Annotated in this window: 24 protein-coding genes and 1 tRNA gene; 7 read left to right on the top strand and 18 right to left on the bottom strand. The window is 33.9% G+C overall.

The genetic code is table 11. The features are described from left to right. The first annotated feature begins 74 nt into the window (after positions 1-74). Positions 75-275, top strand: coding sequence for a hypothetical protein (locus KF816_08410; GenBank protein MBX3008033.1), 201 nt, complete (start codon positions 75-77; stop codon positions 273-275). 404 nt (positions 276-679) lie between these two features. On the opposite strand, the gene KF816_08405 is transcribed toward KF816_08410, so the two are convergent. The 3 genes from KF816_08405 to KF816_08395 all read right to left on the bottom strand — a co-directional run bounded on the left by KF816_08405 (position 680) and on the right by KF816_08395 (position 3,583). Then, positions 680-1,375, bottom strand: coding sequence for a hypothetical protein (locus tag KF816_08405; GenBank protein ID MBX3008032.1), 696 nt, complete (start codon positions 1,373-1,375; stop codon positions 680-682). A 96-nt stretch (positions 1,376-1,471) separates the two neighbouring features. After that, on the bottom strand, positions 1,472-2,308 hold the full coding sequence (locus KF816_08400) for a hypothetical protein (protein MBX3008031.1): 837 nt from the start codon (positions 2,306-2,308) through the stop codon (positions 1,472-1,474). A 261-nt stretch (positions 2,309-2,569) separates the two neighbouring features. Continuing rightward, positions 2,570-3,583: a tyrosine-type recombinase/integrase gene (locus tag KF816_08395; protein ID MBX3008030.1), complete on the bottom strand. Its 1,014-nt coding sequence runs from the start codon at positions 3,581-3,583 to the stop codon at positions 2,570-2,572. A gap of 190 nt (positions 3,584-3,773) precedes the next feature. Between KF816_08395 and KF816_08390 the strand changes: the two genes are divergently transcribed. The 3 genes from KF816_08390 (at position 3,774) to KF816_08380 (ending at position 5,062) form a co-directional block, all read left to right on the top strand. Beyond that, positions 3,774-3,849 (top strand) — tRNA-Arg (locus KF816_08390). A gap of 22 nt (positions 3,850-3,871) precedes the next feature. After that, positions 3,872-4,339, top strand: a complete 468-nt coding sequence (gene tadA, locus KF816_08385; protein ID MBX3008029.1) for a tRNA adenosine(34) deaminase TadA — start codon at positions 3,872-3,874, stop codon at positions 4,337-4,339. A 78-nt stretch (positions 4,340-4,417) separates the two neighbouring features. Next, complete coding sequence (locus KF816_08380; GenBank protein ID MBX3008028.1) at positions 4,418-5,062, top strand: adenylate kinase; 645 nt, start codon at positions 4,418-4,420, stop codon at positions 5,060-5,062. Positions 5,063-5,064: 2 nt separating this feature from the next. Here the strand turns inward: KF816_08380 and KF816_08375 are convergent, their stop codons facing one another. The 11 genes from KF816_08375 to KF816_08325 all read right to left on the bottom strand — a co-directional run bounded on the left by KF816_08375 (position 5,065) and on the right by KF816_08325 (position 15,604). Then, positions 5,065-5,739 (bottom strand): ATP-binding cassette domain-containing protein, encoded by a 675-nt coding sequence (locus KF816_08375; protein MBX3008027.1) that lies wholly within the window; start codon positions 5,737-5,739, stop codon positions 5,065-5,067. Then, positions 5,726-6,463 carry a methyltransferase domain-containing protein gene (locus KF816_08370; protein MBX3008026.1) on the bottom strand — a complete coding sequence of 246 codons (738 nt, stop codon included), beginning with the start codon at positions 6,461-6,463 and terminating at the stop codon, positions 5,726-5,728. The genes KF816_08375 and KF816_08370 overlap by 14 nt, the downstream gene beginning before the upstream one ends. After that, positions 6,460-7,446 (bottom strand): 4-hydroxythreonine-4-phosphate dehydrogenase PdxA, encoded by a 987-nt coding sequence (gene pdxA / locus KF816_08365; GenBank protein ID MBX3008025.1) that lies wholly within the window; start codon positions 7,444-7,446, stop codon positions 6,460-6,462. The genes KF816_08370 and pdxA overlap by 4 nt, the downstream gene beginning before the upstream one ends. Then, positions 7,436-8,683, bottom strand: coding sequence for a GWxTD domain-containing protein (locus KF816_08360; protein MBX3008024.1), 1,248 nt, complete (start codon positions 8,681-8,683; stop codon positions 7,436-7,438). Before KF816_08360 ends, pdxA begins: the two co-directional genes overlap by 11 nt. A 12-nt stretch (positions 8,684-8,695) precedes the next feature. Then, entirely contained in the window at positions 8,696-9,943 is a 1,248-nt protein-coding gene (rho, locus tag KF816_08355; GenBank protein MBX3008023.1) for a transcription termination factor Rho, read from the bottom strand. 136 nt (positions 9,944-10,079) lie between these two features. Continuing rightward, on the bottom strand, positions 10,080-11,339 hold the full coding sequence (locus KF816_08350; GenBank protein MBX3008022.1) for a bifunctional folylpolyglutamate synthase/dihydrofolate synthase: 1,260 nt from the start codon (positions 11,337-11,339) through the stop codon (positions 10,080-10,082). After that, positions 11,336-12,250: a dihydroorotate dehydrogenase gene (locus KF816_08345; protein ID MBX3008021.1), complete on the bottom strand. Its 915-nt coding sequence runs from the start codon at positions 12,248-12,250 to the stop codon at positions 11,336-11,338. Before KF816_08345 ends, KF816_08350 begins: the two co-directional genes overlap by 4 nt. Further along, complete coding sequence (locus tag KF816_08340) at positions 12,247-12,999, bottom strand: dihydroorotate dehydrogenase electron transfer subunit (GenBank protein MBX3008020.1); 753 nt, start codon at positions 12,997-12,999, stop codon at positions 12,247-12,249. Before KF816_08340 ends, KF816_08345 begins: the two co-directional genes overlap by 4 nt. A 23-nt stretch (positions 13,000-13,022) precedes the next feature. Then, complete coding sequence (gene rpiB / locus KF816_08335) at positions 13,023-13,655, bottom strand: ribose 5-phosphate isomerase B (protein ID MBX3008019.1); 633 nt, start codon at positions 13,653-13,655, stop codon at positions 13,023-13,025. Next, entirely contained in the window at positions 13,655-14,722 is a 1,068-nt protein-coding gene (locus KF816_08330; protein MBX3008018.1) for a mannose-1-phosphate guanylyltransferase, read from the bottom strand. Before KF816_08330 ends, rpiB begins: the two co-directional genes overlap by 1 nt. Further along, the gene (locus tag KF816_08325; protein MBX3008017.1) at positions 14,723-15,604 is read right to left on the bottom strand and encodes a hypothetical protein; all 882 of its coding nucleotides are present in this window, start codon (positions 15,602-15,604) and stop codon (positions 14,723-14,725) included. Between the two features lie 129 nt (positions 15,605-15,733). Here KF816_08325 and KF816_08320 point away from each other — a divergent pair, with 129 nt between their 5' ends. From KF816_08320 to KF816_08310, 3 genes are read left to right on the top strand one after another with little or no spacing between them, the layout of a single operon-like run. Beyond that, positions 15,734-16,831 carry a VWA domain-containing protein gene (locus tag KF816_08320; protein MBX3008016.1) on the top strand — a complete coding sequence of 366 codons (1,098 nt, stop codon included), beginning with the start codon at positions 15,734-15,736 and terminating at the stop codon, positions 16,829-16,831. 9 nt (positions 16,832-16,840) lie between these two features. After that, complete coding sequence (locus tag KF816_08315; GenBank protein MBX3008015.1) at positions 16,841-18,340, top strand: sigma 54-interacting transcriptional regulator; 1,500 nt, start codon at positions 16,841-16,843, stop codon at positions 18,338-18,340. A 21-nt stretch (positions 18,341-18,361) separates the two neighbouring features. Beyond that, positions 18,362-18,685 carry a heavy metal-binding domain-containing protein gene (locus tag KF816_08310; GenBank protein MBX3008014.1) on the top strand — a complete coding sequence of 108 codons (324 nt, stop codon included), beginning with the start codon at positions 18,362-18,364 and terminating at the stop codon, positions 18,683-18,685. Position 18,686: 1 nt separating this feature from the next. Here the strand turns inward: KF816_08310 and KF816_08305 are convergent, their stop codons facing one another. From KF816_08305 to KF816_08290, 4 genes are read right to left on the bottom strand one after another with little or no spacing between them, the layout of a single operon-like run. Further along, complete coding sequence (locus tag KF816_08305; protein ID MBX3008013.1) at positions 18,687-19,913, bottom strand: anion transporter; 1,227 nt, start codon at positions 19,911-19,913, stop codon at positions 18,687-18,689. Beyond that, entirely contained in the window at positions 19,913-20,926 is a 1,014-nt protein-coding gene (gene murB, locus KF816_08300; protein ID MBX3008012.1) for a UDP-N-acetylmuramate dehydrogenase, read from the bottom strand. The genes KF816_08305 and murB overlap by 1 nt, the downstream gene beginning before the upstream one ends. Beyond that, positions 20,927-23,314: a DNA internalization-related competence protein ComEC/Rec2 gene (locus KF816_08295; protein MBX3008011.1), complete on the bottom strand. Its 2,388-nt coding sequence runs from the start codon at positions 23,312-23,314 to the stop codon at positions 20,927-20,929. It abuts the gene before it with no gap. Next, positions 23,311-24,213, bottom strand: a complete 903-nt coding sequence (locus KF816_08290) for an alkaline phosphatase family protein (GenBank protein MBX3008010.1) — start codon at positions 24,211-24,213, stop codon at positions 23,311-23,313. The genes KF816_08295 and KF816_08290 overlap by 4 nt, the downstream gene beginning before the upstream one ends. Between the last annotated feature and the right edge of the window lie 3 nt (positions 24,214-24,216).

Here is a 24,216-nt window from a genome sequence, read left to right as displayed (position 1 = left end):
CTGCCGAGAAAAAGGAATGATTCGGTCAAGAAATGGTTCTTGACCGCAAGCAAACAAACAAGAGGCTGAAATTTATGTTAAGCAAAAAGGGAATTACTCCGTTAAAAGCGATTAAGAAACATTGTCTGGAATGTTCCGGATATGAAATGAAGCAAGTGCGCGAATGTGTGATTAAGGATTGCGTACTCTTCCCTTTCCGGCAGGGATTTAATCCAAATCGTAAAGGATGCACTGTAAAAAAAGCTAACAGCTGTCAGCATTCAGCTATTAGCTAAACAAGAAGTGAGACATAAAATAAAAGCGTAAGAACAAAAATAGAAAAGCGTTGCTTCAACGACGGGTTTTGAAAAAGGGGAAGATTATGTATCGGGTGGGGTGAGTTTGTGCTGAAAGTGGATGGTGAAGGGGCAGAAATTTGGAAGGAAAGGAAAATTGAGCATACTCACGTAGAGGTTTTGAGCATGCTTTTTAGTAGTAAAAAAAGATTCGCTATGACCACCAGGAAACTATAAACGAATGGTTCAGTCAAGAAGTGGTTCTTGACCGCAAGCAAATATTCAGATTATTGAGAGTAATTTTAAGCTGTTGTAGTTGAGGGCTTTCCTATAATATACGTTATCAGAAGCCATGTTGCAAAAAGAGCCTGTGTGAATTTAATCACACAGGCTCGGAATATTTTTTAGAAGTCGAAAACTAAAAGAGTTTGTTTTTCGTATCCTTCCCAGGAGTTTGCAATTCTTCCTTGGAATTCATGAACTACAAATATTACGGTTTTTACAAAAGTAATACCACTTGATTCGGTGACTGACTCACTTGACCAAAATGATAAAAAAGTAATGTTAGAAAAAAGTTTATTTCTGTTATTATATAACAGAAAACATTCTTCTATTGTAGGCAATCTTCCCCCTTTTGACATGGCGTAATTTTTTGCTTCTTTCCATGTCATTTCTGTTGACGAGAGAGTAAAATACCAGCCATGCTTTCCAGTAGAATCAATGTGAGCAATAATCCCATCCCTATAAGGCCTTCCGACCTCAATTGGGGCAGGTTTCACTACCACAATTACTTCGGCCGTGGTTTTTGTTTTATTTTTTACCGCAGAGATAACATAGGTTGTTGTTTCCCTTGGAGAAACAACAGCATTTCCACTGGTACTACTAACACCAAACGGAGTAATACAGTAATCTGCATTACTTGCGGACCAAGTTATTGTAACTGGGTCTCCAGCAACCACAGTATCTGGCGTTGCCGAAGCAGATATTTTCGCCGTTTCGGGCTCGATCTCTATTTTTTGTGTTGGTTTTGTTGGGGATTCACATCCCCACGTTAATCCTATAACTAGGATTAATAACACAAAAAAGATTAAATTCTTCATTTTTTATTCCCCTTGTTGTCCTTCCTTTAATATACGTTATCACAAGCCACGCTACAAGTGAGTCAGTAGAGGTTTATTACTACTGGCTCGGAATGTTTACTTAACTACAATTATTTTTACTGCTCTTACACTTATGGGAGGGTTTCCTAACATCCATCCATCTCCATTGGGGTGAGAGAATAAAGTAATCGCAAATACAGTGTTTCCTGCAAAATGTTTGGTCATGTATCTTCCATAGGGATCCCATGCAGGGTCTACAAAGTTTTTTAGAACACCTTTTTTGTACATGTCCCTAATTAAAAAAGCTTCCGTGCTGTCTGGTAGTCTCCAGCCAGTACCGTACTTTATACATAACGCTAAAGCTTCATCCATATTTGCCCCCCCGTATCCAGGAGGTGGTTGCCCGAAGCCAGAAGTTGTTAGATCCCTTTCAGAGGCTAACAGTGCAAATTTTATACTGTTTTCCTCCCATATTTTTATAACTACCCCTTTTTCGTATAGGTCACCGATTTTTAAATTCTTGGCTATAGAGAACATCGAATCTCTACTGTAGGTTACGGTGCCATTTCTGGCATCACGTAACTTAAACTTAAACTCGTATGTTTTTCCGAGTTCAAGATTACTTAATGTTACAGTTACTAGACTGTTGTTATAAACAGTACCAGGTTCAGTTGGTGTTGAGAAGAAAGAACTTGCTCCGGTATTTTTCCATTCAAGAAATACCTGAGTCTCTTCTTTCGTTTCAACATAACCCGTTAGGGTTATTGTTGTTCCTTTCAGGTCAATACCATTTAAGGTGAATGTTGCCGGTGTTGGTTTTTCTATCGGTTTTTCTATTGGTGGTTCAATCGGTTTCACCGGGGATGACTCGCTACCACATCCCGGCAACCATATTGCTAAGACTAAAGTAAGTAAAAGAAATAAGTGCTTCATTTTATATTTCCTTTAGAGCAGTTTCAATTTATTTTGGACTAATCAGGGGAATAAGACAAAGCTGAAAATGTACAACTCCCAAATCAATTTATTTGAATTTGATACTATTGTCAATCATAATGTTTAATTTTTATGAAAATAGTTAAAGTAGATTAACTGCATCACATAATTTCCATTTCCGGTAACTGAAGCGGGATGTTTATTTGATAAAATAGAAAAGGGCATACTCACGGTTAAAACGCGAGCATGCCATGCAACAAATTATAAAAGATTTACCGCATCTCTCAAATTTTGCTGCTGAAGGTGGGAATAGATTTGAGTTGTTGCTAAATCTTCATGACCTAACAATTCTTTAACAACAAAAAGAGATACTCCCCTTTGCACCAGCAGAGAAGCAAAGGAATGACGTAAGGTGTGAAAATGTATTTTGTCATTCAGATTTGATTTACGGATTATTTTTTTGAACTGCTTACTTATAGATTCTTGGTAAAGAGTTTTATTTCTAATTCTATAAAATACTAATTCATGCGGTGGATGGGTCTGTTTATAAAAACGAGACAATAAAACTGAAATCACTTTATCAGTCATAGGGACAATTCTTTCTTTTTTGTTCTTCGTCTGAAATTGATCGGTGCATTTAACAGTAATTTGATTCTGGTGAAAGTCAACCCAATCCCAGCGCATATTAATTATTTCACCAAGACGTAGGCCGGTGTAAAAACCAACTGTAAAAATATCTTTAAGATGCTGATATGCAGTATTTGCCAGGATAATTAGCAGTTCATCTTCATTAAGAAATAGAGGAAAGGATTTTTGCATTTTAGGAAATTTGATTTTAGTGAATGGATTAATTGAAATGTAATTCCATTCTACAGCTTTATTAAATGCTGCTTTAAGAGTACGGTAATAATGATGCGCACCTCTTTTGGTTCGTGAAAATGTTGATGTAATAAATTTGTCAAGTATCCGAATATCAATTTCATTCAATGGAATATCACCACAAAAAGCGATTAATTGTTTGAATGAAGATGAAATTGAGATAAGATATTTTTTTGATTTGATAGGGGTGACAAATTCAATATATTCGTCTTTAAATTTTGATAATAAAAAACAATCGGTTTGTTTTTTAGGTTGTTCTTTTTGTAACTGAAAATTTGCTAGAAAGCTGTACGCCTCTTTAGGATTTTTTGTTTTTGTTGAAATCGTTGTTCGTTTGCCATTGACTTCATAAGTAAGTTGATAGAATGGTGACTTCTTGGATTTTGATATGAACATAAGAAAACCTCCTATGTTCGGTAGGGAAAAAGTAGGGACTTACGTCATAAAGTTTACTTTTTTAACTGAAAACGGCAATTCCCTATGACTACGGATCAGAAGGTTTGGGGTTCGAATCCCTACGGGTGTACAAATTCAATTTGTTTTTCACTAAAGAATGTGACTGTCAGACAACATCTTTGTCACTTATGCGCCCGTAGCTCAATGGATAGAGCATTTGACTTCGGATCAAAGGGTTGAGGGTTCGAGTCCTTCCGGGCGTACCACTTCATATATAACGAATACTCAATGCTATTTAATGAATCTGTATATAAGTTCATGTACTCGGCACTACTAGAAGCAGAAAAAGCGCTTGAAAATGAAGAAGTACCTATTGGCGCTGTAGTAGTTCACAAAAATAGAATTATAGGGCGTGGGTTCAATCAGACAGAAATGCTTAAAGACTCCACAGCTCACGCTGAGATGCTCGCAATTACCTCCGCTGAGAATAATCTGCAAAGCAAATTTTTAACAGAGTGTGAACTATATGTTACGATTGAACCATGCGTAATGTGTGCTGGAGCAATTCTCCTTTCGAAAATCTCAAAAGTTTATTTTGGTTCATTTGAACCAAAATTTGGCGCTGCGGGATCAATTTTTAATATACTTCAATCGGGCAAATACAATCACACCGTTGAAGTTTATTCGGGCATTTATTCTGATGAATCTAAAGCATTACTCGAATCTTTTTTCAAAAGAAAAAGAAATATAAATTAATACTCGCCCCAACTTGCACTGCCTTTACTTTTCTGATAAATTTAAGGATATAAATAACCTAATTATGAGAGATAAAAAATGCAATTAATAATTTTCGGCGCTCCAGGTGTGGGAAAAGGTACTCAAGCAAAAATTTTAGCCTCAAAGCTTAATATAGCACATATTTCCACGGGCGATATACTTCGAGAAGCAATTAAAAATGAAACTGAATTGGGATTAAAAGCTAAATCTATTGTTGAATCCGGAGGTCTTGTACCCGATGAGATTGTAGCCGGAATGCTGAAAGATGTATTAGTACAAGATAAATGTAAATATGGTTTTATACTCGACGGCTTCCCACGCACTGTTAATCAGGCAAAGATTTTGGATAATATTTTTAAGGAATTAGGATTGAGTAGTATTCTATTGGTAAAATTAGAAGCGGAAGATTCCATAATGATAAGTAGGATTACTAATAGAATGGTTTGCAATGTTTGCGGAAATATAGCTATCAGATCTGAAATTACTAATGATTTCATTTGCCCTAACTGTAAATCAACAAACAGCTACATAACACGGAAAGATGACACTGTAGAGGTTGTTACCAAAAGATTAAATGTTTACCACGAACAAACATCGCCGGTTCTTGAATACTACAGTGGGAAGGTAAATATTATTAGTGTGGATGGGACAAAAGCAATTAATGAAATAACTGAAGATATTTTAGAAAAACTTAAAAATTAATTTTATTCAAATTTTTTCTTTAATATAACTTTTACAGCTTTTCCATTTTCGAGTTTTATAATTTTTGATTCTGCCTTACGGACTAATTCATAATTATGAGTTGCGAAGAGCACAGAGGTTCCCCTCATATTTATTTTTTTTAATATATCCAATATTTCTTCTGATGTCTCAGGGTCGAGATTCCCGGTAGGTTCATCTGCCACTAGAAGTATTGGATCATTTACGATTGCCCTTGCAATCCCAATTCGTTGTTTTTCACCACCCGAAAGTTCATCTGGCATATTATTGTATTTATGAGCCAGTCCAACTTCGGTTAATACATGCATCACTTTTCTTTTAATATGCTTTCTTTGGCTGCCAGTAATTTCCAAAATTAAAGCTATGTTGTCATATACATTTCTGTCTCTGAGTAGCTGAAAATCTTGAAAAACAAGTCCTAATTTTCTGCGCAACTTAGTTATTTCCTTTGGTTTAATCGTATCCGACACAAACTCAGCCACTTGCACTGTACCGGAATCAGGAAGCAAATCCATATATATCATCCTCGTTAAACTCGTCTTCCCTACTCCGCTTTTTCCAATCATAAATACAAATTCTCCCTCACCAATTTCCATGTTGAGATCCGAAAATACCGGTTGATTCTGAAATGAAAAATAAACGTGATTAATGCTTAACATAAATTTTCTTCTTTAGAATAAATTGAGCTCGCTCAGTTGTTTTTTTTACATCGGTAAATGTGAATGCTTCAAAACAATGCTGCACAAAGAATTTCGATTTGTCAATCATATCAAAATAATCGATCATATCCCATATTTTTTGCTTGTGTTTTTCTTTAATAATCTTCCCATCCGGCAATCTGAGTTCAAATTCATTTGTATGTATCTTATTTTTTTTGTTGTAATTACTTTTTTGTATAAAGGAGATACCATTCAATTCCCCCTTTCGATTTAATAATTTTTCGTATCTAAGACTATTTCTTTCTAAACTTATGTCAAAAGTTAGTGTCCCATCATCGTTCAACACTTTTTCCGATTCCGATAAATATTTCATGAATGCAATTTTACTTGTAAGATAATTAACCGAGTCAAATGTTGAAAATATTAAATCAAATTTATTTTTAAAGGGGATAGCTCTCATATCACAACAGACTTTCATTACTTTACTTTTTTCATCTCTTGATAACATCCGTACATTTAAATCAGAAAGAACATAATTTTTATATTTATGAAACAGAAACCCGGATAATTTACCAGTCCCTCCCCCGAGTTCCAAGGCACTAGTAACTTTTTTAGAATCGATCGTGGAAACGGCATAAATGTAATTAGCCCAATATTCATAATTAATCTTCTTCATTAGCGAATTATAAATAAGCGACAGCTCAGCGTAATTATTATTTTTCATTTACGCCTATGGTAATTTTCGACAATCTCTTCAGCCCATAAAACTGAATTAATCATACTTTCAGAATCAGCTTTCCCGTTCCATGCAATATCAAAGGCAGTTCCATGGTCGGGAGACACTCTTATAATTTCTAATCCAGCTGTGAAATTTACACCCTTATTGAAAGCCAGCATTTTAAATGGGATTAATATTTGGTCATGGTATATGCCTAAAACAACATCATAATTTTTAAATGAATTAGTAGCAAAAAAAGCATCGGGAACAAAGGGACCGAAAATGTTTAACTGTGGAATTCGATTTATAATTGGTTTTATAATCTCAAATTCTTCGCTACCAATTCTCCCATCCTCTCCGGCGTGAGGGTTTAACGCAAGTAGTGCAATTTTTGGTTTTTTAACTCCAAGATAATCTTTTGTATTATTTATCAAATTTCGTATAAAAGTCTCAAGTGATTTCTTAGTTAGGAGTTTAGCAACATTCTTTATCGGTTCATGAATCGTAAATAATGCGCAATTAAATATATCTGATAAAAACATCATCATTGGTGTATTGTTATCCAGCTTACCAAGCAATTCGGTTTGCCCCGGGTGTTTAATCCCAGCATACTCCCATGCAGTCTTAGAAATAGGAGCGGTAATCATCGCATCACAAATTCCAACTTTACAGAATTGATAAGCCTCTCTTATTGCTTTTACTGACATTTCACCAGAATCTTTAGTTGGTTTTCCTTTAGTTAGCTTTACATCTCCTATATCAATAACATTTACTTTTTTGTTGATGATAAAAGCATCACTGACATTTGATATAATCTGGTAGGTAAAATTAAGTGGGACTAATTTTTGAATTTCTATAAATACATTTTTTGGGATGAACAAGACAAATCTGAATTTTTTCTTTGAGAAATAATTGATGGTTCTTATGGCAATTTCAGGACCAATACCATTAATATCGCCGCAAGTGATAGCAAACGTTTTACTTTTCAAGTGTATAATTTCCCAATCCGGTTAAATCAACAAAAACAAATTGTCTATTTAAATTTTTATAATACCATACTTCCTTAACTGCGGCTCCTTCATGATAAATTCTCTGCTCTTGATCGGGCTTTCCAAACCTAATATAAATTTTTGATCTATCGGACAAATTAGTTATGCTACTTCTATTCTTATCATAGTTTTGAATTGCGAAGTCAATTCGTGAGTAATATTCTTCTTTTAATCTATTAAATGATTTATTTGAACTTGGATTATTTTTTGACCAATAATCATTTAAAGCTAATAGGTAATCATCATTATTGGTTTTTAATATTCCTTTCAACTTTTCCTTGTTCTCAATTATCTCAAGTAATTTAAAAGCTAGTTCAGGATCGGAGAGACTTTTGGGTTTATTTAACCAATACACATCTTGAAAATAATTATGCAGAGTATCCTGGTTGGCAATAACAATAATTTTTATTTTACCTTCATCAATTATATTACCGAATTCTCTTAAAATAAAATAGTTTTTATTCCCACTGCTTGTGGAATCATACTTAATAAATATTCCCTCTTTACATTCTGTAAAATTAAAATTGCTTTTAAATTTTTCTGTGATATGATTCTCTAAAATTTTCTTACCCTCCTGCCGAAAAAATATTTTAAGAGAGTCATATTTTTTATCTGTTGGCACCAACAAAATTGAACTATCCTCTCCAAACAGAATTCTATTTCCAATATTTGTCAGCTTAAGCTGAGAATTTGAACAGCTCATTTTGTCGAGTGAGCAAATAATTGGCAAATCTATTTTTTGCTCCTTACTGCTATCAATAATTAGGGTTTCATCTTTATAGCTAATTTGAGAATTATCGATCGATATGAACGGATTAATTTCATATTTACCCCTTTGTACTATAATTTCTGTAAGTCCTTGTAGGAAGTAATCGGCCCGTATTGTCTCTTCGTATGATTGTACCGATATGTTTCTTTGGATAGAAGTACGATTAACTATTTTTTTATCGCCGATTAACTCATAGTTGATGTTAATTCCGGCTCTGTAATCGTTCTCACTATTTTTTTTAAATACCAAATTCGTATTTGGCACCTTAAAGGATATGTAGATAGTAAAAGCAGAATCATTTTCTACAATATTAGTTTCGATAAAAACTAATTTTTCATTATTCTGTGAAAAAACAGTTACTGAATAAAAAAGAAACGCAATAATAAATGTTGATTTTATTTTGCTCATCGAAAAAATCAACTAGCTATTCATACTTTGTATGAATTCTTTATTGTTTTTGGTTCCCTTCATTTTATCTAATAAAAATTCCATTGCTTCGGCAGGATCAAAATCACTAATGATTTTTCTAAGAATCCAAATCTTATTAAGTTCATCTTCCCTAAGAAGTAATTCTTCCTTTCTTGTCCCCGATTTATTAACATCAATGGCTGGGAACATTCTTTTATCTGATAGTGATCTATCGAGAACTAATTCCATATTACCCGTGCCTTTAAATTCTTCAAAAATCACTTCGTCCATTCTGCTCCCTGTATCAATTAAAGCAGTTGCAATAATTGTCAAACTACCGCCATCTTCTGTATTTCTAGCCGCGCCAAAAAATCTTTTTGGTTTGTGAAGCGCGTTAGCATCAACACCGCCAGATAAAATTCTACCGCTATGAGGAATTACAGTATTGTGAGCACGAGCCAATCTTGTGATACTATCCAATAAAATTACTACATCATCCCCCGCTTCAACCATTCTTTTAGCTTTTTCAATAACCATATTCGCTATTTGAACATGTCTTTCAGCGGGTTCATCAAATGTAGAGCTAATAACCTCAGCCTGAACAGAACGCTGCATATCTGTTACTTCTTCAGGTCGTTCATCGATTAATAACATTATAATTTTAACTTCGGGGTGATTTCTAGTGATTGAGTTCGCTATCTTTTGCATTAAAATAGTTTTACCAGCTTTTGGAGGTGATACAATTAAACCTCTTTGCCCCTTCCCGATTGGTGATAGCAAGTCAACTATTCTCATTGAATGTTCACCGGGTGCGGTTTCAAGTTTTAACCTTTTAGTAGGATAAAGCGGTATTAAGTTATCAAAAAGTGTTCTCTCCCTAATTGCTTCCGGATCTTTACCATTAACCGCTTCAACTCTTAAAAGAGCAAAAAAACGTTCCCCCTCTTTGGGAGGTCGAACCTGTCCGCTAACAAAATCACCGGTTCTAAGACTAAAACGCTTTATCTGGGAAGGAGAAACATAAATATCATCTGGCGATGGTAAATAATTATAGTCTGCCGAACGTAAAAATCCATATCCATCTGCAAGAACCTCTAACACTCCTTTAGAGAATGTTAATCCATCTTTTTGCGATTGGGCTTCAAGGATTTTGAAGATTAATTCCTGTTTCCTTAAATCGCTGTAACCTGAGAGGTTAAATTCCTTAGCAATCTTATATAGTTCGGAAATTCGTTTCGATTGCAGTTCTGAGATGTCCATTGGCATGTGTTATTCCTATAACTTGTGGGGTAATAATTTAAATTTAGGCAATAGTTTTGGGGTTTTTCTTATTATTGATTAATTGTATTGAAGTATTTGAGGTACATCGAAAAATTAAGTTTAGAATGGGTCATTGTCAAGAGTTAATTAACATTTTTTTTATTTCCCCTAACAAATAAATACTTCCAAGTACAACTAAACAATTATCCCCTCCCTTAATTTGATGCTCAAGAATGTATTTGTGAGGATTGGCAACTACTTTAGTATTGCACCCCTCATTCATGAACTTTTCATTTAAAATAAAAGCATCTGCAGCACGCTCACTGTTAATACTTGTAACTAAATATTCATCAAACTTTCCTTTTAGAATGGTGACTATTTCATCAATATTCTTATCCTTCATAATACCGAAGATTAGAGTGACCTTTCTGTAATTCCCTTTTTCCTTCTCAAACTCTCGAAGAAAAGCAGAAATACTCTCAACATTATGAGAAGCGTCAAAAATTACTTTTGGATAGTCATTATAAACTTCATATCGACACATAATACCGCTGTTTTGAAGTACATTCAATATTCCATTAGTTATATTTTTTGAAGTCGCTTGCTGAACAAGAAAATTAACTGCTAAAATTGCAAGTGCACAATTAGCTCTTTGGTAATCCCCTTTTAACGGAGTGCTATAAATTGTATAATCATAAGCTGGGAGAGATAATCTGGAATAATCTTTATTAACCTCAAGAGTTTCAGATACTTGAAACATTTCACTTTTATTTTTTGCACAAATCTTTTTTATTTCTACAATTGCATTCTCTTCAAGAAGACCAACAAAAACCGGTTTGGTAGGTTTTATGATTCCCCCTTTCTCATAAGCAATTTTTTCAATGCTATCCCCTAAAATATTAGTATGCTCTAGACTAATAGTAGTAATTATACTTGCAATTGGATCTAAAACATTTGTTGCGTCGAGCCTCCCTCCAAGTCCAGTTTCAATAACACAATAATCAACATCCTCATCATTAAAGTATTGAAACGCCAATGCTGTGGTAATTTCAAAAAAGGTTGCCTTTTTCTCCTCAATAAAATGATTCACCCTTTCAACAAATTTTGAAATATACTCATCTGAAATTGTAATTCCATTTATTCTTATTCTCTCATTAAATCTTTCAATATGAGGTGATGTGTACAATCCGACTCGAAATCCCGATTCTTGCAATATACTTGCTATAAAAGATGCTGTGCTTCCTTTTCCATTTGAACCAGCAATATGAAATGCATTCAATTTTTTGTGAGGATTACCGATAAATTCAAGAAGTGAAGTAATAGATTCCAGCCCAAGCTTAATATTGAACTGATGCAGTGAATATAACTTTTTCAGCGCATCCTCTATCTCTATCATATCTGGTAAGTAGCCGTTATCTGTGAAAGTTTATCAATTCTCATTTTTTCAGCATATGCTTGCAGACCTTCAACTATCTCAATCCCTGCATTAGGGTTTATGAAATTTACAGTCCCAATTTGAAATGCTGATGCACCGGCAATCATAAATTCTGCTGCATCTTTCCAATCCATAATGCCACCAATACCAATTATAGGAATATCAACATTTCGGCTTATCTCAAGTACTTTGGCAAGTGCCACAGGCTTAATCGCTGGACCTGAAAGTCCACCGGTTATATTTTTTATTTTGGGTTTTCGGGTCCAGATATCAAACGAAGTTCCAACCAGTGTATTAATTGCAGATACAGCATCGGCACCTTCATCCTTTGCGGCTTTTGCAAATGGATGAATTCTGGAGACATTTGGTGATAATTTTATGATAATTGGCTTCGAAGTTACAGCTCTAACCTGAGCAGTTATTTTACCAACTGCATTTATATCATTCCCGAATTCTAATCCCCCCTCTTTAACATTTGGGCACGATACATTTATTTCGAATGCCGAAATTGTTTCTTCGGGATCAATTAGTTTTACACATTCCACATACTCTTCAATCGACGAGGCGGCAATATTACAAATTATAGTAGTATTAAGATTTTTGAGAAAAGGGATTTTTTCTTTAATGAATTCCTCAACGCCAACATTAGCAAGCCCAATAGCGTTCAGCATTCCAGATGCTGTTTCAACAATTCTTTGTGGTGGATTTCCTCTTCTTGGTTTTAACGAGAGAGATTTTGTTACTATTCCCCCAAGTTTGGATAGATCGGTAAATTGAGCAATTTCATTTCCATAACCAACAGTACCCGATGCTAATAAAACCGGATTTTTTAATTTTAAGGTTCCAAGATTAACTGAGAGATCCACTTTCATAATGAAACCTCATCAGCATTGAATACGGGGCCATCTTTACATACTAACTTATAACTCTGTTTATCGTAAGTTTCAATTGGACATCCTTGACATATTCCAAAACCGCAAGCCATTGGGCATTCAACAGATATTTGACAATCCAATTTATTTGCGATGCAATATTCTTGTAAAGCCTTTAACATTACATTTGGACCGCATGCGAATATTCTTATCTTCTGAAGTGAATGAATTTCATTTTTTAACAACTCAACTACATTACCCTTAAATCCCTCACTTCCATCATCTGTAGCAATAAATGCATTTTTTAATTGATAAGTAACAACAAGTTCACTAGATCTGGCACCGACTAAACATTTAATATTTTTAGCGGGATCCATTTTTTTGATTAGAAAAGGAAAGGGGGCCGAACCTAATCCCCCAGCTACAATTACAGCGGTTTCGTAATTACCTTCTAAATTAAATCCTTTTCCCAATGGTCCTAAAATATCAAGTTCATCACCCACATTTTTTTTTGAAAGAATCTTCGTCCCCTCACCATGTAGATCGAATAGAAAAAAGATGCTCTCATTCTCAACATCACAAATACTGAACGGTCTTCGTAATAAGGGGAAATTTGATTCAGATACTTTTACATTGCAGAATTGCCCCGGTTTTATGGCTGATGCTATTGACGGAGATAATACTTTAAGTAAAAATGTTGAATTGTTAATTACTTCTACTGATTGGACGATTGATTTTTCGACGTACAAAATATTCTCGTTCTTTTGTAATTTTATTTAAAATTGTTCTCTTCGATATCTTTGATTTTATCTAATCTTTTCTGATGACGCGATCCCTGAAATTCAGATTCGAACCATACTTTTAGGATTGACTTAATTGTTTCTTCACCGAGAGATTTTGCGCCTAATACAATAATGTTGGCATCGTTGTGTTCTCTCGATGAGCGTGCGGAAAATTCATTATAACAAGTAGCGGCTCTAATACCCTTGAATTTATTGGCTGTAATGCAGGAGGGAATACCCGTTGCGTCTAGAATAATTCCGAATGCTGAATTATCAGATAACACTTTTGTCGCTATCGATTTAGCGAAATCCGGGTAATCTACTGCATCTTCTGTATATGTACCCACATCAATAATTTCAAAATTAAATGTTTTGATAAAATCGATCAGCTTCTTTTTAACTGAAACTCCTGTATGATCGGACCCGATATAACAACGCGACTTATCGCATGAGATTCTATTTTTTTCTGCCTTATAATTTTGTTGATAAATTACATCAATCTTTAGTTCAACAATTTTATCTTTTGCTAACGGTGTAATTACCGAATTAGGTTCAAGAATTAATACTCTTATGTCATTTCTAGCTAATTGTTCAATTTCTTTTTCGGTGATAAGTCTTTTCATCAAAGAAGCTCTGTCCGTTGATTCATTTTTAAGTAATCTACAACCTGCTTTACATCTTGAACATTATTCCGATGACAGATAAGTATTGAATCATCTGTATTAATTACAATTAAATTTTCGACACCAATAACGGCCGCAAACTTATCTGGTGAATATATATAGGTGCCGAATGAATTTATCATGTAAGAGTCACCAACCACTGCATTTCCCTCATCATCTTTGGGGGTAATTTCATAAACTGCTTCCCAATGCCCCACATCATTCCAGTAAAAATCAGCTTTAGTTACAAAAACTTTATCAGAATTTTCCATTATACCATAATCAATGGATATACTTTTTAGCTGACCATATACTTTAACTATCTGTTTGTTAAAATTAGCTGTCCCAATACTTTCTTCAACCTCAATCATACCATCATAAAGTTCCGGCATATATTTTGAAAATTCTTCCATAATAGAATCCACCCGCCAAACAAAGATTCCCGAATTCCACAAAAAATCTCCGGCGGAAACAAATCTTTTTGCCGTTGCTAAATTAGGTTTTTCGGCAAAGGTAAGAACCTTAAAAATATTCTCACTTATCTTCTTTTCGTCGTACTGAATATATCCGTAACCGGTCTCTGGTCTTGTTGGAGTAATGCCTATTGTGAGAAGTCCTTTTGATTTATTAGCGTATTCTGCGGCGGTCAGCAGGCACTTCCTAAATTCTTCTTCATCTTTAATTAAATGATCGGCCGGTAATGTTATAGTAACCGCATCGGGCGATTTTTTACGAATTACAACAGTAGCCAAACCAATACAAGCTGCGGTGTTTTTACCGAAAGGCTCATCAATAATATTTTCTTCTGGAATTTGTGGGAGTTGTTCTCTCACAGCCATTTTCTGAACTTTATTAGTAATTACAAGAATATTTTCATCTTTTACTAATCCTTTTAATCTATAAACTGTATCTTGAATCATCGAATTACTGCCGAGGATGCTAATTAATTGTTTTGGTTTCTTCTCTCTACTACGGGGCCAGAACCGAGCGCCAACTCCTCCAGCCATAATTACAGCAAATAATTCCATTTAATTTCCCTTTTGTTTTGAAAATATACCGCGACCAAAGGTCTCAGCTCTATTTAGATAGCTTGTGATATCCACCTCTTTACCTCTCACCACAGCAACAATAACAATTAAACATGCTCTCAGCGACTCAATTATTTGAACACTTGGAGCTAGTTTTTTCTGATTTACTAATTCAAGTCCTCTCGAAAATATTGAATGCATATTGGCTAGTATTTCATAACCGGCGTTCCTACTTGCATTACCATTTTCACTCATTAAATTTATAAAATGTTTTGCTTCAGCCTCAGTAAAATCGTAACGAGTAACTTTATCTAAAAATCGGTCAATTTCTTTTACCGGAGTCAAAATTTTTTCTTCAAATTTTTCAAAATTAAAAAGTTGATCTTCATTAAGATCCGACATTATAATCTCTTCCTTCAACTCGTCAGCTTTTGAACGTCCAGGGATATTACTAATACTTTGGTTTATAGTTTCTTCCATCTGTTCCCAATTAGTTCTTCCTGCAGTCTTTTTTGTTAAGTCGATGTTGATTGGATTGTTGTCAAATTTCTGAAATGTCTCTCTTAAATGCTGCGGAGTTATATTATCAAGTGAATTACTTAATTCCCTAACAAGATTTGCGCTATGCTCTTTGAATCGATCCGATATTTTTAGGAAATCAATTCTCGTACTCTCAAATGAGATCAAAATTTCATTTAGCCTTATTCCTAATTTTGACAACTCTGTAATTTTTTTAAATAATTTAATTTCTTCACTTATGTTCGAAGAATTAGATAGCCGTTCTTTTAAAATAGCTACCGTTTCAATTTTTTCGGAACTGAGCCGTAAATTATTAGCAGCAGTAGTTATTGCTTGAATTATGTATTGTTTTGAAAAATCCAATTATATATTTCACAAAAAATGGTACTTAAATGTAATGAATTTCAAACATTTTTAAGTATTAGTTTATTCAGCATTTTAATTGATTTAAAAGAACTTTTGAAGAGTCAAATGGGTTTATAAAGTAAAAAAATGCTCGGACACAGATTCACCAAATTTTTACCTTCAAAATCAGAGTCGATCGGCTTTGATCAACTTCTTGATATTTTCCTTCAAATTTTAAATATAACCTCGGGAAATGTATCTGAAGCCCTAAATCTTCTTAATAAGTTGGATAGAAAATACTCAATTACAAAGAATGGTTATGGAATTGGGGACTTTATAGAGGAATTGAAAGAAAAGGGCTTCATAAGTGATGATAACCATAATGGTAATTTTTCGATAACCGCTAAATCTGAAAAAGAAATTAGAAGACGTTCGCTTGAGGAAATTTTCGGGAAACTTAAAAAATCGGGGCGTGGTCATCATAGATCTACTTTTAGCGGCATGGGCGATGAAAAAAATGCTGACCGGAGATCATTTCAGTTTGGTGATTCACTCGACCAAATTGATCTCACGAGCTCAATTAAAAATGCTCAGATTAATCATGGTATAAATGATTTTAGACTTACAGAGGAGGACCTGGAAATTGAGGAGATGGATTATAAAACTTCCTCATCAACAGTATTGATGATAGACATTTCACATTCGATGATTCTTTATGGGGAGGATAGAATTAGCCCAGCCAAAAAAGTAGCTATGGCGCTTGCTGAACTAATTACAACAAAGTACCCATCTGATACTTTGGATATTCTGACTTTTGGTGATGACGCAAAACAAATTCAAATAAAAGATCTACCTTACCTTAATGTTGGACCTTTCCATACAAATACAGTTGCCGGGCTTGAGATGGCAATGGATATCTTAAGAAAGAAAAAAAACAAGAACAAACAGATTTTTATGATTACCGATGGTAAGCCCACATGTTTAAAAATTGGTATTAAATACTACAAAAACAGTTTTGGACTTGATTCAAAAATTGTAAATAAAACTCTCGATCTCGCAGCCCGTTGCAAAAAGCTGGGAATTCAAATTACAACCTTTATGATCGCGCGCGATTCATATCTTCAGCAGTTTGTTCGTGAGTTCACTAAAACTAATCAAGGAAAAGCATATTACAGTAGTTTGAATAATTTGGGGGAATTTGTGTTTGAAGACTACGTTCGTAACAGAAGAAAGAAAATGAAATAAGGAATGATAATGAATTACTTAAAAATTAATACTCTTGGCGAATTAAAGTCAGCAAAATATAAAAGTGTAAGTGTGAAAGAAGAGATGAGACACAATCTCATTAATTCTCTAAAGAATAAAGTTAATTTATTTAGCGATATTATTGGGTATGATGAAACGGTCATTCCTGAAATCCAGACTGCCATTCTTTCAAAACATAATATTATTTTATTGGGTCTTCGTGGACAGGCAAAAACAAAAATTGCCCGGTTAATGACGAATCTGCTGGATGAATATCATCCAATAATTGCAGGTTCAGAATTGAATGATGATCCATTTAATCCAATTTCCCGGTATGGTAAAGATCAAGTTGCCGTCAATGGAGAAAATACAAAGATTGACTGGGTTCACCGGAACGACAGATATACCGAGAAACTTGCCACACCAGATGTTACAATTGCGGATTTGATTGGGGATGTTGATCCGATAAAAGCGGCTTCATTAAAACTTCCCTATTCTGATGAAAGAGTAATTCATTATGGTTTAATTCCACGGTCTAATCGAGGAATATTTGTGATTAATGAATTACCCGATTTGCAAGCAAGAATTCAAGTCGCTCTCTTTAATATTCTACAAGAAAAAGATATTCAAATTAGAGGATTTAAAGTAAGACTTCCGCTCGATGTTCAATTCATTTTTACTGCTAATCCGGAGGATTACACAAATCGTGGATCAATAGTTACACCTTTAAAGGATCGAATCGATTCCCAAATTCTAACGCATTACCCAAAATCACTTTCTATATCAAAAAATATTACAGCACAGGAAGTAAAGTTGGATGAGAATCAGCGAAATAGAATTCATGTTCCCGAGTTGATAAAAAGCATAATTGAGCAGACTGCAATTGAAGCACGCTCAAGTGAATTTGTTGATTCAAAAAGTGGTGTCTCGGCAAGGCTAACTATATCTGCACTGGAAAATGTTTATAGCTATGCCGAGAGAAGAATTCTAATCAATAATGAATCTAATACTTTCGTGCGCATTTCCGATATTATTGGAATCATTCCATCAATAACTGGAAAGGTTGAATTAGTGTATGAAGGTGAGCAGGAAGGACCCGTTAAAGTAGCTCATATTTTATTGAGTAAAGCCGTTAAATTCCAATTTAACAATCACTTCCCTTCGCCAGATCGAGTAAAGAAAAAGCATGAAGAAAATCCTTATCAAAGGATTATGGAATGGTTTTCAAAAGGCAATAAAATTGATTTACTTAATAATCTGTCATTTAACGACTATGAATTGACTATCACGAAAGTAGAGGGATTGAGCGAGTTAGTAGATAAATATTACCCAAAAATTGATAAGAATGAAAAACTACTATATATGGAATTTGTGCTACATGGATTATCGGAGCATTCATTACTCAGCAAATATTTAATTGAAAGTGGGGTTGAATTTAAAGATATGCTGAGCAGTATGTTCAGCAATGAAGATAATGATTTGGAAAATGAGGAAGATTCTTATATTTGAGTAACATAATTAGGAGTTCAAATGTTAGTAACAACCACCCCATCTATCGAAGGGAAAAAAATTACAAAGTATTTAGGTTTGGTTTCCGGCGAAGCTATTTTAGGAGCAAATATTTTTAAAGACTTATTTGCCAGCATCCGAGATATAGTTGGCGGAAGATCAGCGGCGTATGAACGTGAATTGCGGCAAGCTAAAGATATTGCTATAAGTGAGATGCTGGATCAAGCACGCGCTATGGGTGGAAATGCTGTTGTGGCTGTAGATTTAGACTTTGAAACTATTGGGCAAGGTGGAAGTATGTTAATGGTTTCTGCCTGCGGTACTGCTGTACAGATTGAAGAATAGTTCAAACAATATAGCTAAACCAAATTAATCCAACGGCAATAGTGAGAATGGTTATAAGAATACCACTTTTAAGGTATTCCCAAAAACTAATTATGATATTTTGTTTTCTCGCTATTTCAATGCCAATTAGATTTGCTACTGAACCCAAGAGTGTTAAATTACCCGCGAATGTGGATGCAAAACCGAGTACCATCCAGACCTTATCCTCACTCCCCATCATTGGAATTAATGGTTTTATTAGTATTACCGCCGGTACATTAGAAACTAAATTTGATAACAAAGCCGTTGTAACGGTAAAACTCGCAAGTCCTCCATCAAAAAATGGTTTCATTCCAACAAATAGTATATTCCCGATTCCTGAAGTCTCAATAGAATCAGTAATAATAAATAATCCGGAAAAAAATACAAGCAAAGACCAATCAATTTCTTGAAATACTCGTTCCGGTTTTAGCCTTCTAGTAAATAATAAAATTGCCGCCGCCGTAAAAGCTGATAAAGCCAAATTAATTCCGAAAACTAACATACCGAGCATTATAATTAATGAGACTATACTTTTAATCAGTAGAGGTTTATAAATGTACACCCGCTCTATATGAATAGTACCAAAATTTTCATTGCTAAATTCCTTACGGTACAATGGTATGATTATAAGATTAATTAAGACTAAACCAATTATTGAGGGTACACTCTGGATAATTGTATAATCAACAAAACTAATCCCGGATGATACTCCAATAATCATGTTTTGAGGATTACCAATGAGAGTTGCGGATGAACCAACATTGGCAGACGCTACCAAGGCAATTATGTAAGGTATAGGATTCCGCTTAAGTTTTTTTAACACATCAATAAGTACAGGCGTTACGGCAAGTACAATTGTATCGTTAAGAAATAGAGCGGAAAGAATTCCTGAAGAAAATGTAACTAGGAAAATCAACCTAGTTGGTGTGCTGGCATATTTTAGAACAAACTGGGTAGTTTTATTAAAGAAGCCGGAAATTTTAAGATTCGAATTAATAACCATCATAGAAAAGAGGAGCAAGATTGTATTTAGATCGACTGCTTGAAGTGCTTTTTCAAAACTTATGGCATTTATTAGGATGAGTACAACCGCACCAATCAGCGCAATTGTTGCTCTGTTCATTCTGAATTTTGGGTAATTCCCTACCGCAATGCCATAAATAGTTAGAAGAATTACGAATGAATAAATATAGAATTTGAATTCCATCAGATAATATTTACTTCCGGATGAATCTTTACATTAAATTTTTGATAAACAGCATCTTGTATTTTTTTAGCGTAATCTAGAATTTCATTTCCGGTGGCTCGCCCAAGATTGATAATAACTAAAGCCTGCCTGTTATATGTTCCAACATTTCCCACATTCTTTCCTTTGAAACCACATTTTTCAATCATGTATGCGGCCGGAATTTTATACTTAGAATTTTCCACCTCAAAGAAAACCAAATCACTATGATTCTCTTTTAATTTTTCAAGCTGTTTTTTTGAAATCTCGGGATTTTTGAAAAAACTACCGGCATTTCCAAACCTCTTCGGGTCCGGAAGTTTACTGCTCCTAATCTTCGAAATCAGCTCACTTAATTCATGAAGTGTTAAATCTTCCTCCTTTTTGTTGCCTAAGAAATCTTTTATTGCTCTATAGTTTGTGATAAGTTTTTTTGTTTTCTTCAGTTCAATTGTTATTCCGGTAATTATATATTTACCTTTTAACTCATTCTTAAAAATGCTATCGCGGTAACCGAAATTACAATCACCACTATTAATAACTTTAATTGTCTTTGACGCAATATCAAAATATTGCACATCAATTAGAACATCTTTTATTTCAACTCCATATGCACCAATATTCTGGATTGGAGCCGCACCGCAAGTACCCGGAATATCTGTTAAGTTTTCAATTCCATAAAAATTATTTTCGACTGCATAATGAACTAACTCATTCCATTCAACTCCGGCTTTAACATCAAGAATTACTTTAGTTTCATCCTCCGATATTTTTCTAATCCCAATCGTTTTCATATGAAGTACCGGGCATTCTACATTTTTAGTAAAAAGTACATTACTGCCCCCACCCAAAATTAAATGTTCTCCGTTGAATACCCCTTTATCATGAAGTTCATATAATTCATGATCCTCTTCAATTACATAAAAGTGAGATGCCGTTTCATTTAACGCAAAAGTGTTATATGATTTTAGTGAATGATTTGAGTAGTATTTCATCTATAAATTCCGCCAATTAATTTGATTTAATTCTTTCCCATCGGTAGTAAATATAACAGCACCGGATTTATCAGTTCTAAATATGCTGATATTCTCACCTTCTAATAAATCAATTATCGACTTACTTGGGTGCTTAAATTTATTTTCAACTCCACAACTGATAAGAGCATTTTGGGGATTGACCAGATTAAGGAATATTTCAGAAGTACTAGTTTTGCTTCCATGATGCCCAACTTTTAGAAATGTTGAATTCAAAAATTCAGCATATCTTCGAGAATAATACCCTTCCATAAATTTGTCGGTATCACCTGTAAAGAGAAATGAGTAATTACCAAATACTAGTTTCATTAGACCACTTTTTCTATTACTGTTTGTACCCGCAAGTCTATTAGAGTATTCATCATTAAGAATATACAATTCAGCACCACTAATGTTTAATCTTGATTTATTATAATTACGAGTTATAACACCATATTCTTTTAAGCGTCTGTTAAAATACAAGTCTTCACTATTCGTGGAATCAATCGTTGGAAGGTAAATAGTATCTATAAAGTTCTTCTCTACTAAATAATTAAACCCTCCTGCATGATCAGTATCCAGATGAGAAACAAATGCGTAATCAATTTTTTTAATGTTATTTCTTTTGAAAAAGGGATATAAAATGTACTCACCTATATCAAAATATTCCGTTTTTTCACCTGCATCAATTAATGCTGTTTTACCATCTGGGAACATTATAAAAAAACTATCTCCCTGCCCAACATCGAGCATCACTAAATTAAATTTTTTATCATCCAATAATTTTTCATTATCAATTTGGGAAAAGAGAATACTGACTGGGAACAATAAAATTACTGCAATAATTTTGGGAATTGTTGTAACAAATTTTTTAAGTACAAAGAATAATGTAACAACCGAAAGATAAAACACTAATCCATCATAAATAGAATAATTGAATACTTCAAATGAAGAGTATTTAATAACAGCAGATTGGTGAACTATATTAAATAGAATAAATGTTAGAAATTCATTTGCTGAAGCATAAAATAGAGTCAGAAATGGAAAAATAATTGATATAAATAGTGTAATAAACGCTGTAATTAAAATAATGCCTATCAATGGTATCACAAAAAAATTAGCCAACAACGCAACTAGTGATACTTTTTCAAAATAATAAATCGTAAAAGGAAGAGTGCCTATTTGAGCTGACAAGGAAACAGCTACAAACTGAATTATATACTTATAGTATCGATTTCTAATGGCTTCAGCATTAAATAATTTATTCAGAATTGGATACATTATTCCTATTGATAAAACAGCGCTAAATGATAATTGAAAGCCGGGAGAAAATAATTCATTCGGATTAATCAATATAATTATAAGTGCTGCAATTGCCAGTGAGTTAAAAAGATTTGTACTTCTTCCGGTTAATTTTGCAATAATAATAACAATAGCCATAATTGAAGCGCGAACTACCGATGGCGGTGCGCCGCATATTAACGTGAATACCACCAAACCGAAAATTGTCAAAATCATCTTCGCCTTAAATCCAAATCGTGAAAAAAGGAAGACAAAAATCATTGCAATAAATCCAACATGAAGTCCAGATACTGCCAGTACATGAATTACACCTGCAGATATAAATTCATTGCGCGATTCATAACTAATTAAACTTCGGTCGGCAAGTAATAACCCACGCAATAGTGAATGGGTAGTTTTATTGTGAGAACTCTCTAATAATTGGTCAACACTTTTCCTCACTTGAAAAATAAAATGTTTGAAATTTGGAGAAGCTTTATCTAATAGTAAAATCTCCTTTGAAGAGAATGTATTGATAATCCCGGCAACATCAATTTGGTTGAGGTAAAGTTCATAATCAAACTCGCCCGGATTTCTAATATTCCTCGGACGGATTATTGTCCCGGTAATTTTTAGTTTATCCCCAATCCCCAGTTTTGAGTATAAACTTCGCAATGCTTCAGTTGAATCATATATAGCGCATCTTAACTTTGTATTGATGTTAACTGAATTATTATTATGCTTTACAGAATCAGTATCGACGAAGATTATTATTTTATTTTCCTTTTCCAGTTCAATATCGCTGATTGTACCAAAAACATTACTTTTTGCAAGTTTTTCTTTTTGGAAGGGATAGGAAACCGGATTAAACATATATGAAAAGTAAAATGCCCCCGAAATAATTAGTGTTAAGATTACAAAACAAATCTGTAATGATTCTTTTTTATAAAAAAGTAAAAATATAATTGAGAGAACAAAAAATAAAATCCAAGGGTAAAGTAATAATCCTGTTTGGAGATTAAATACCTTTTGTAAAATGATACCCAAAATAAAAAGCATAGCTACTTTTATAACTGGATAATTTTTCAAAGTATTAAGTCCATTAATGCTTCCTTAATATGTGTGAGATTCGATATTCTCTTGCTCAAATAGTCAGCTCCTGGGCCATACGCTATAGCCAACGAAGGATTTAAAGTGTGGCTCTTGATTGATAAATCTTCATAATTACCATGATCAGAACAAAGTAAAAAGGTAGTGTCATCGGGTAGGTTTTGTATAATAGATTGAAGAAATGAGTCGAGTAAAGTATGAAACTGAATAAGCATTTCACTGTTTCGGCCATGACCAATATGATCGGTATGAAAAATTTCAAATAGTGTAAAATCGTGCTCCCGGGTTAATCGAACCAATCTCCTTGCCGCTAGCTCATGCTTGATAATTGGCAGCTTATAATTTAAGCGCTCAACAAATCTTCTATTATCAATTTCAGCACTAAGGGCTTTACCTTGATATAAATCTTTTATTTTCCTTAGGTAAACGTCGGAAAGTATGCAGCTTAAAGTAGTTACACTTAGTCTTCTCCTTCCCGAATTTATATAATCGAAAAATATTTTTGGATAAGCATTGGCAAAGGCAACTGACTTACCTTTTTTTATCAGCTCGGCAAATATATTTTGCTCTCTAATTATTGGTATTAATGTAGAATATGGATAAGGTCCGAAATGTTGATTTATAAATCGGGGAGCATTAATCCCGCAAAAAATGGATGTTTGCCCTGTTCCGCTTAGTGGAATTCCTGGGATATCAAGTAGCGGATCAACCGGGAAAACTGCTCCATTAGTGATCGAAATTCTTTGATCACTAAGATGGGGTATTCTACCAAATATTTTCGTAAATGTATTAAAGCCAAATTTGAAGAATGGATTTTTTAATGGGTCATTTTCGCCGATACCAACACCATCAATAAATATCATCAGCACTCTGCTCATGAT

It is taken from the genome of Melioribacteraceae bacterium (assembly GCA_019638015.1).
In the GTDB taxonomy this organism is placed as follows: Bacteria; Bacteroidota; Ignavibacteria; order Ignavibacteriales; family Melioribacteraceae; genus JAHBUP01.
Note: the sequence above shows the minus strand (reverse complement) of the source record. Positions and strands in the feature narration are given on the sequence as shown.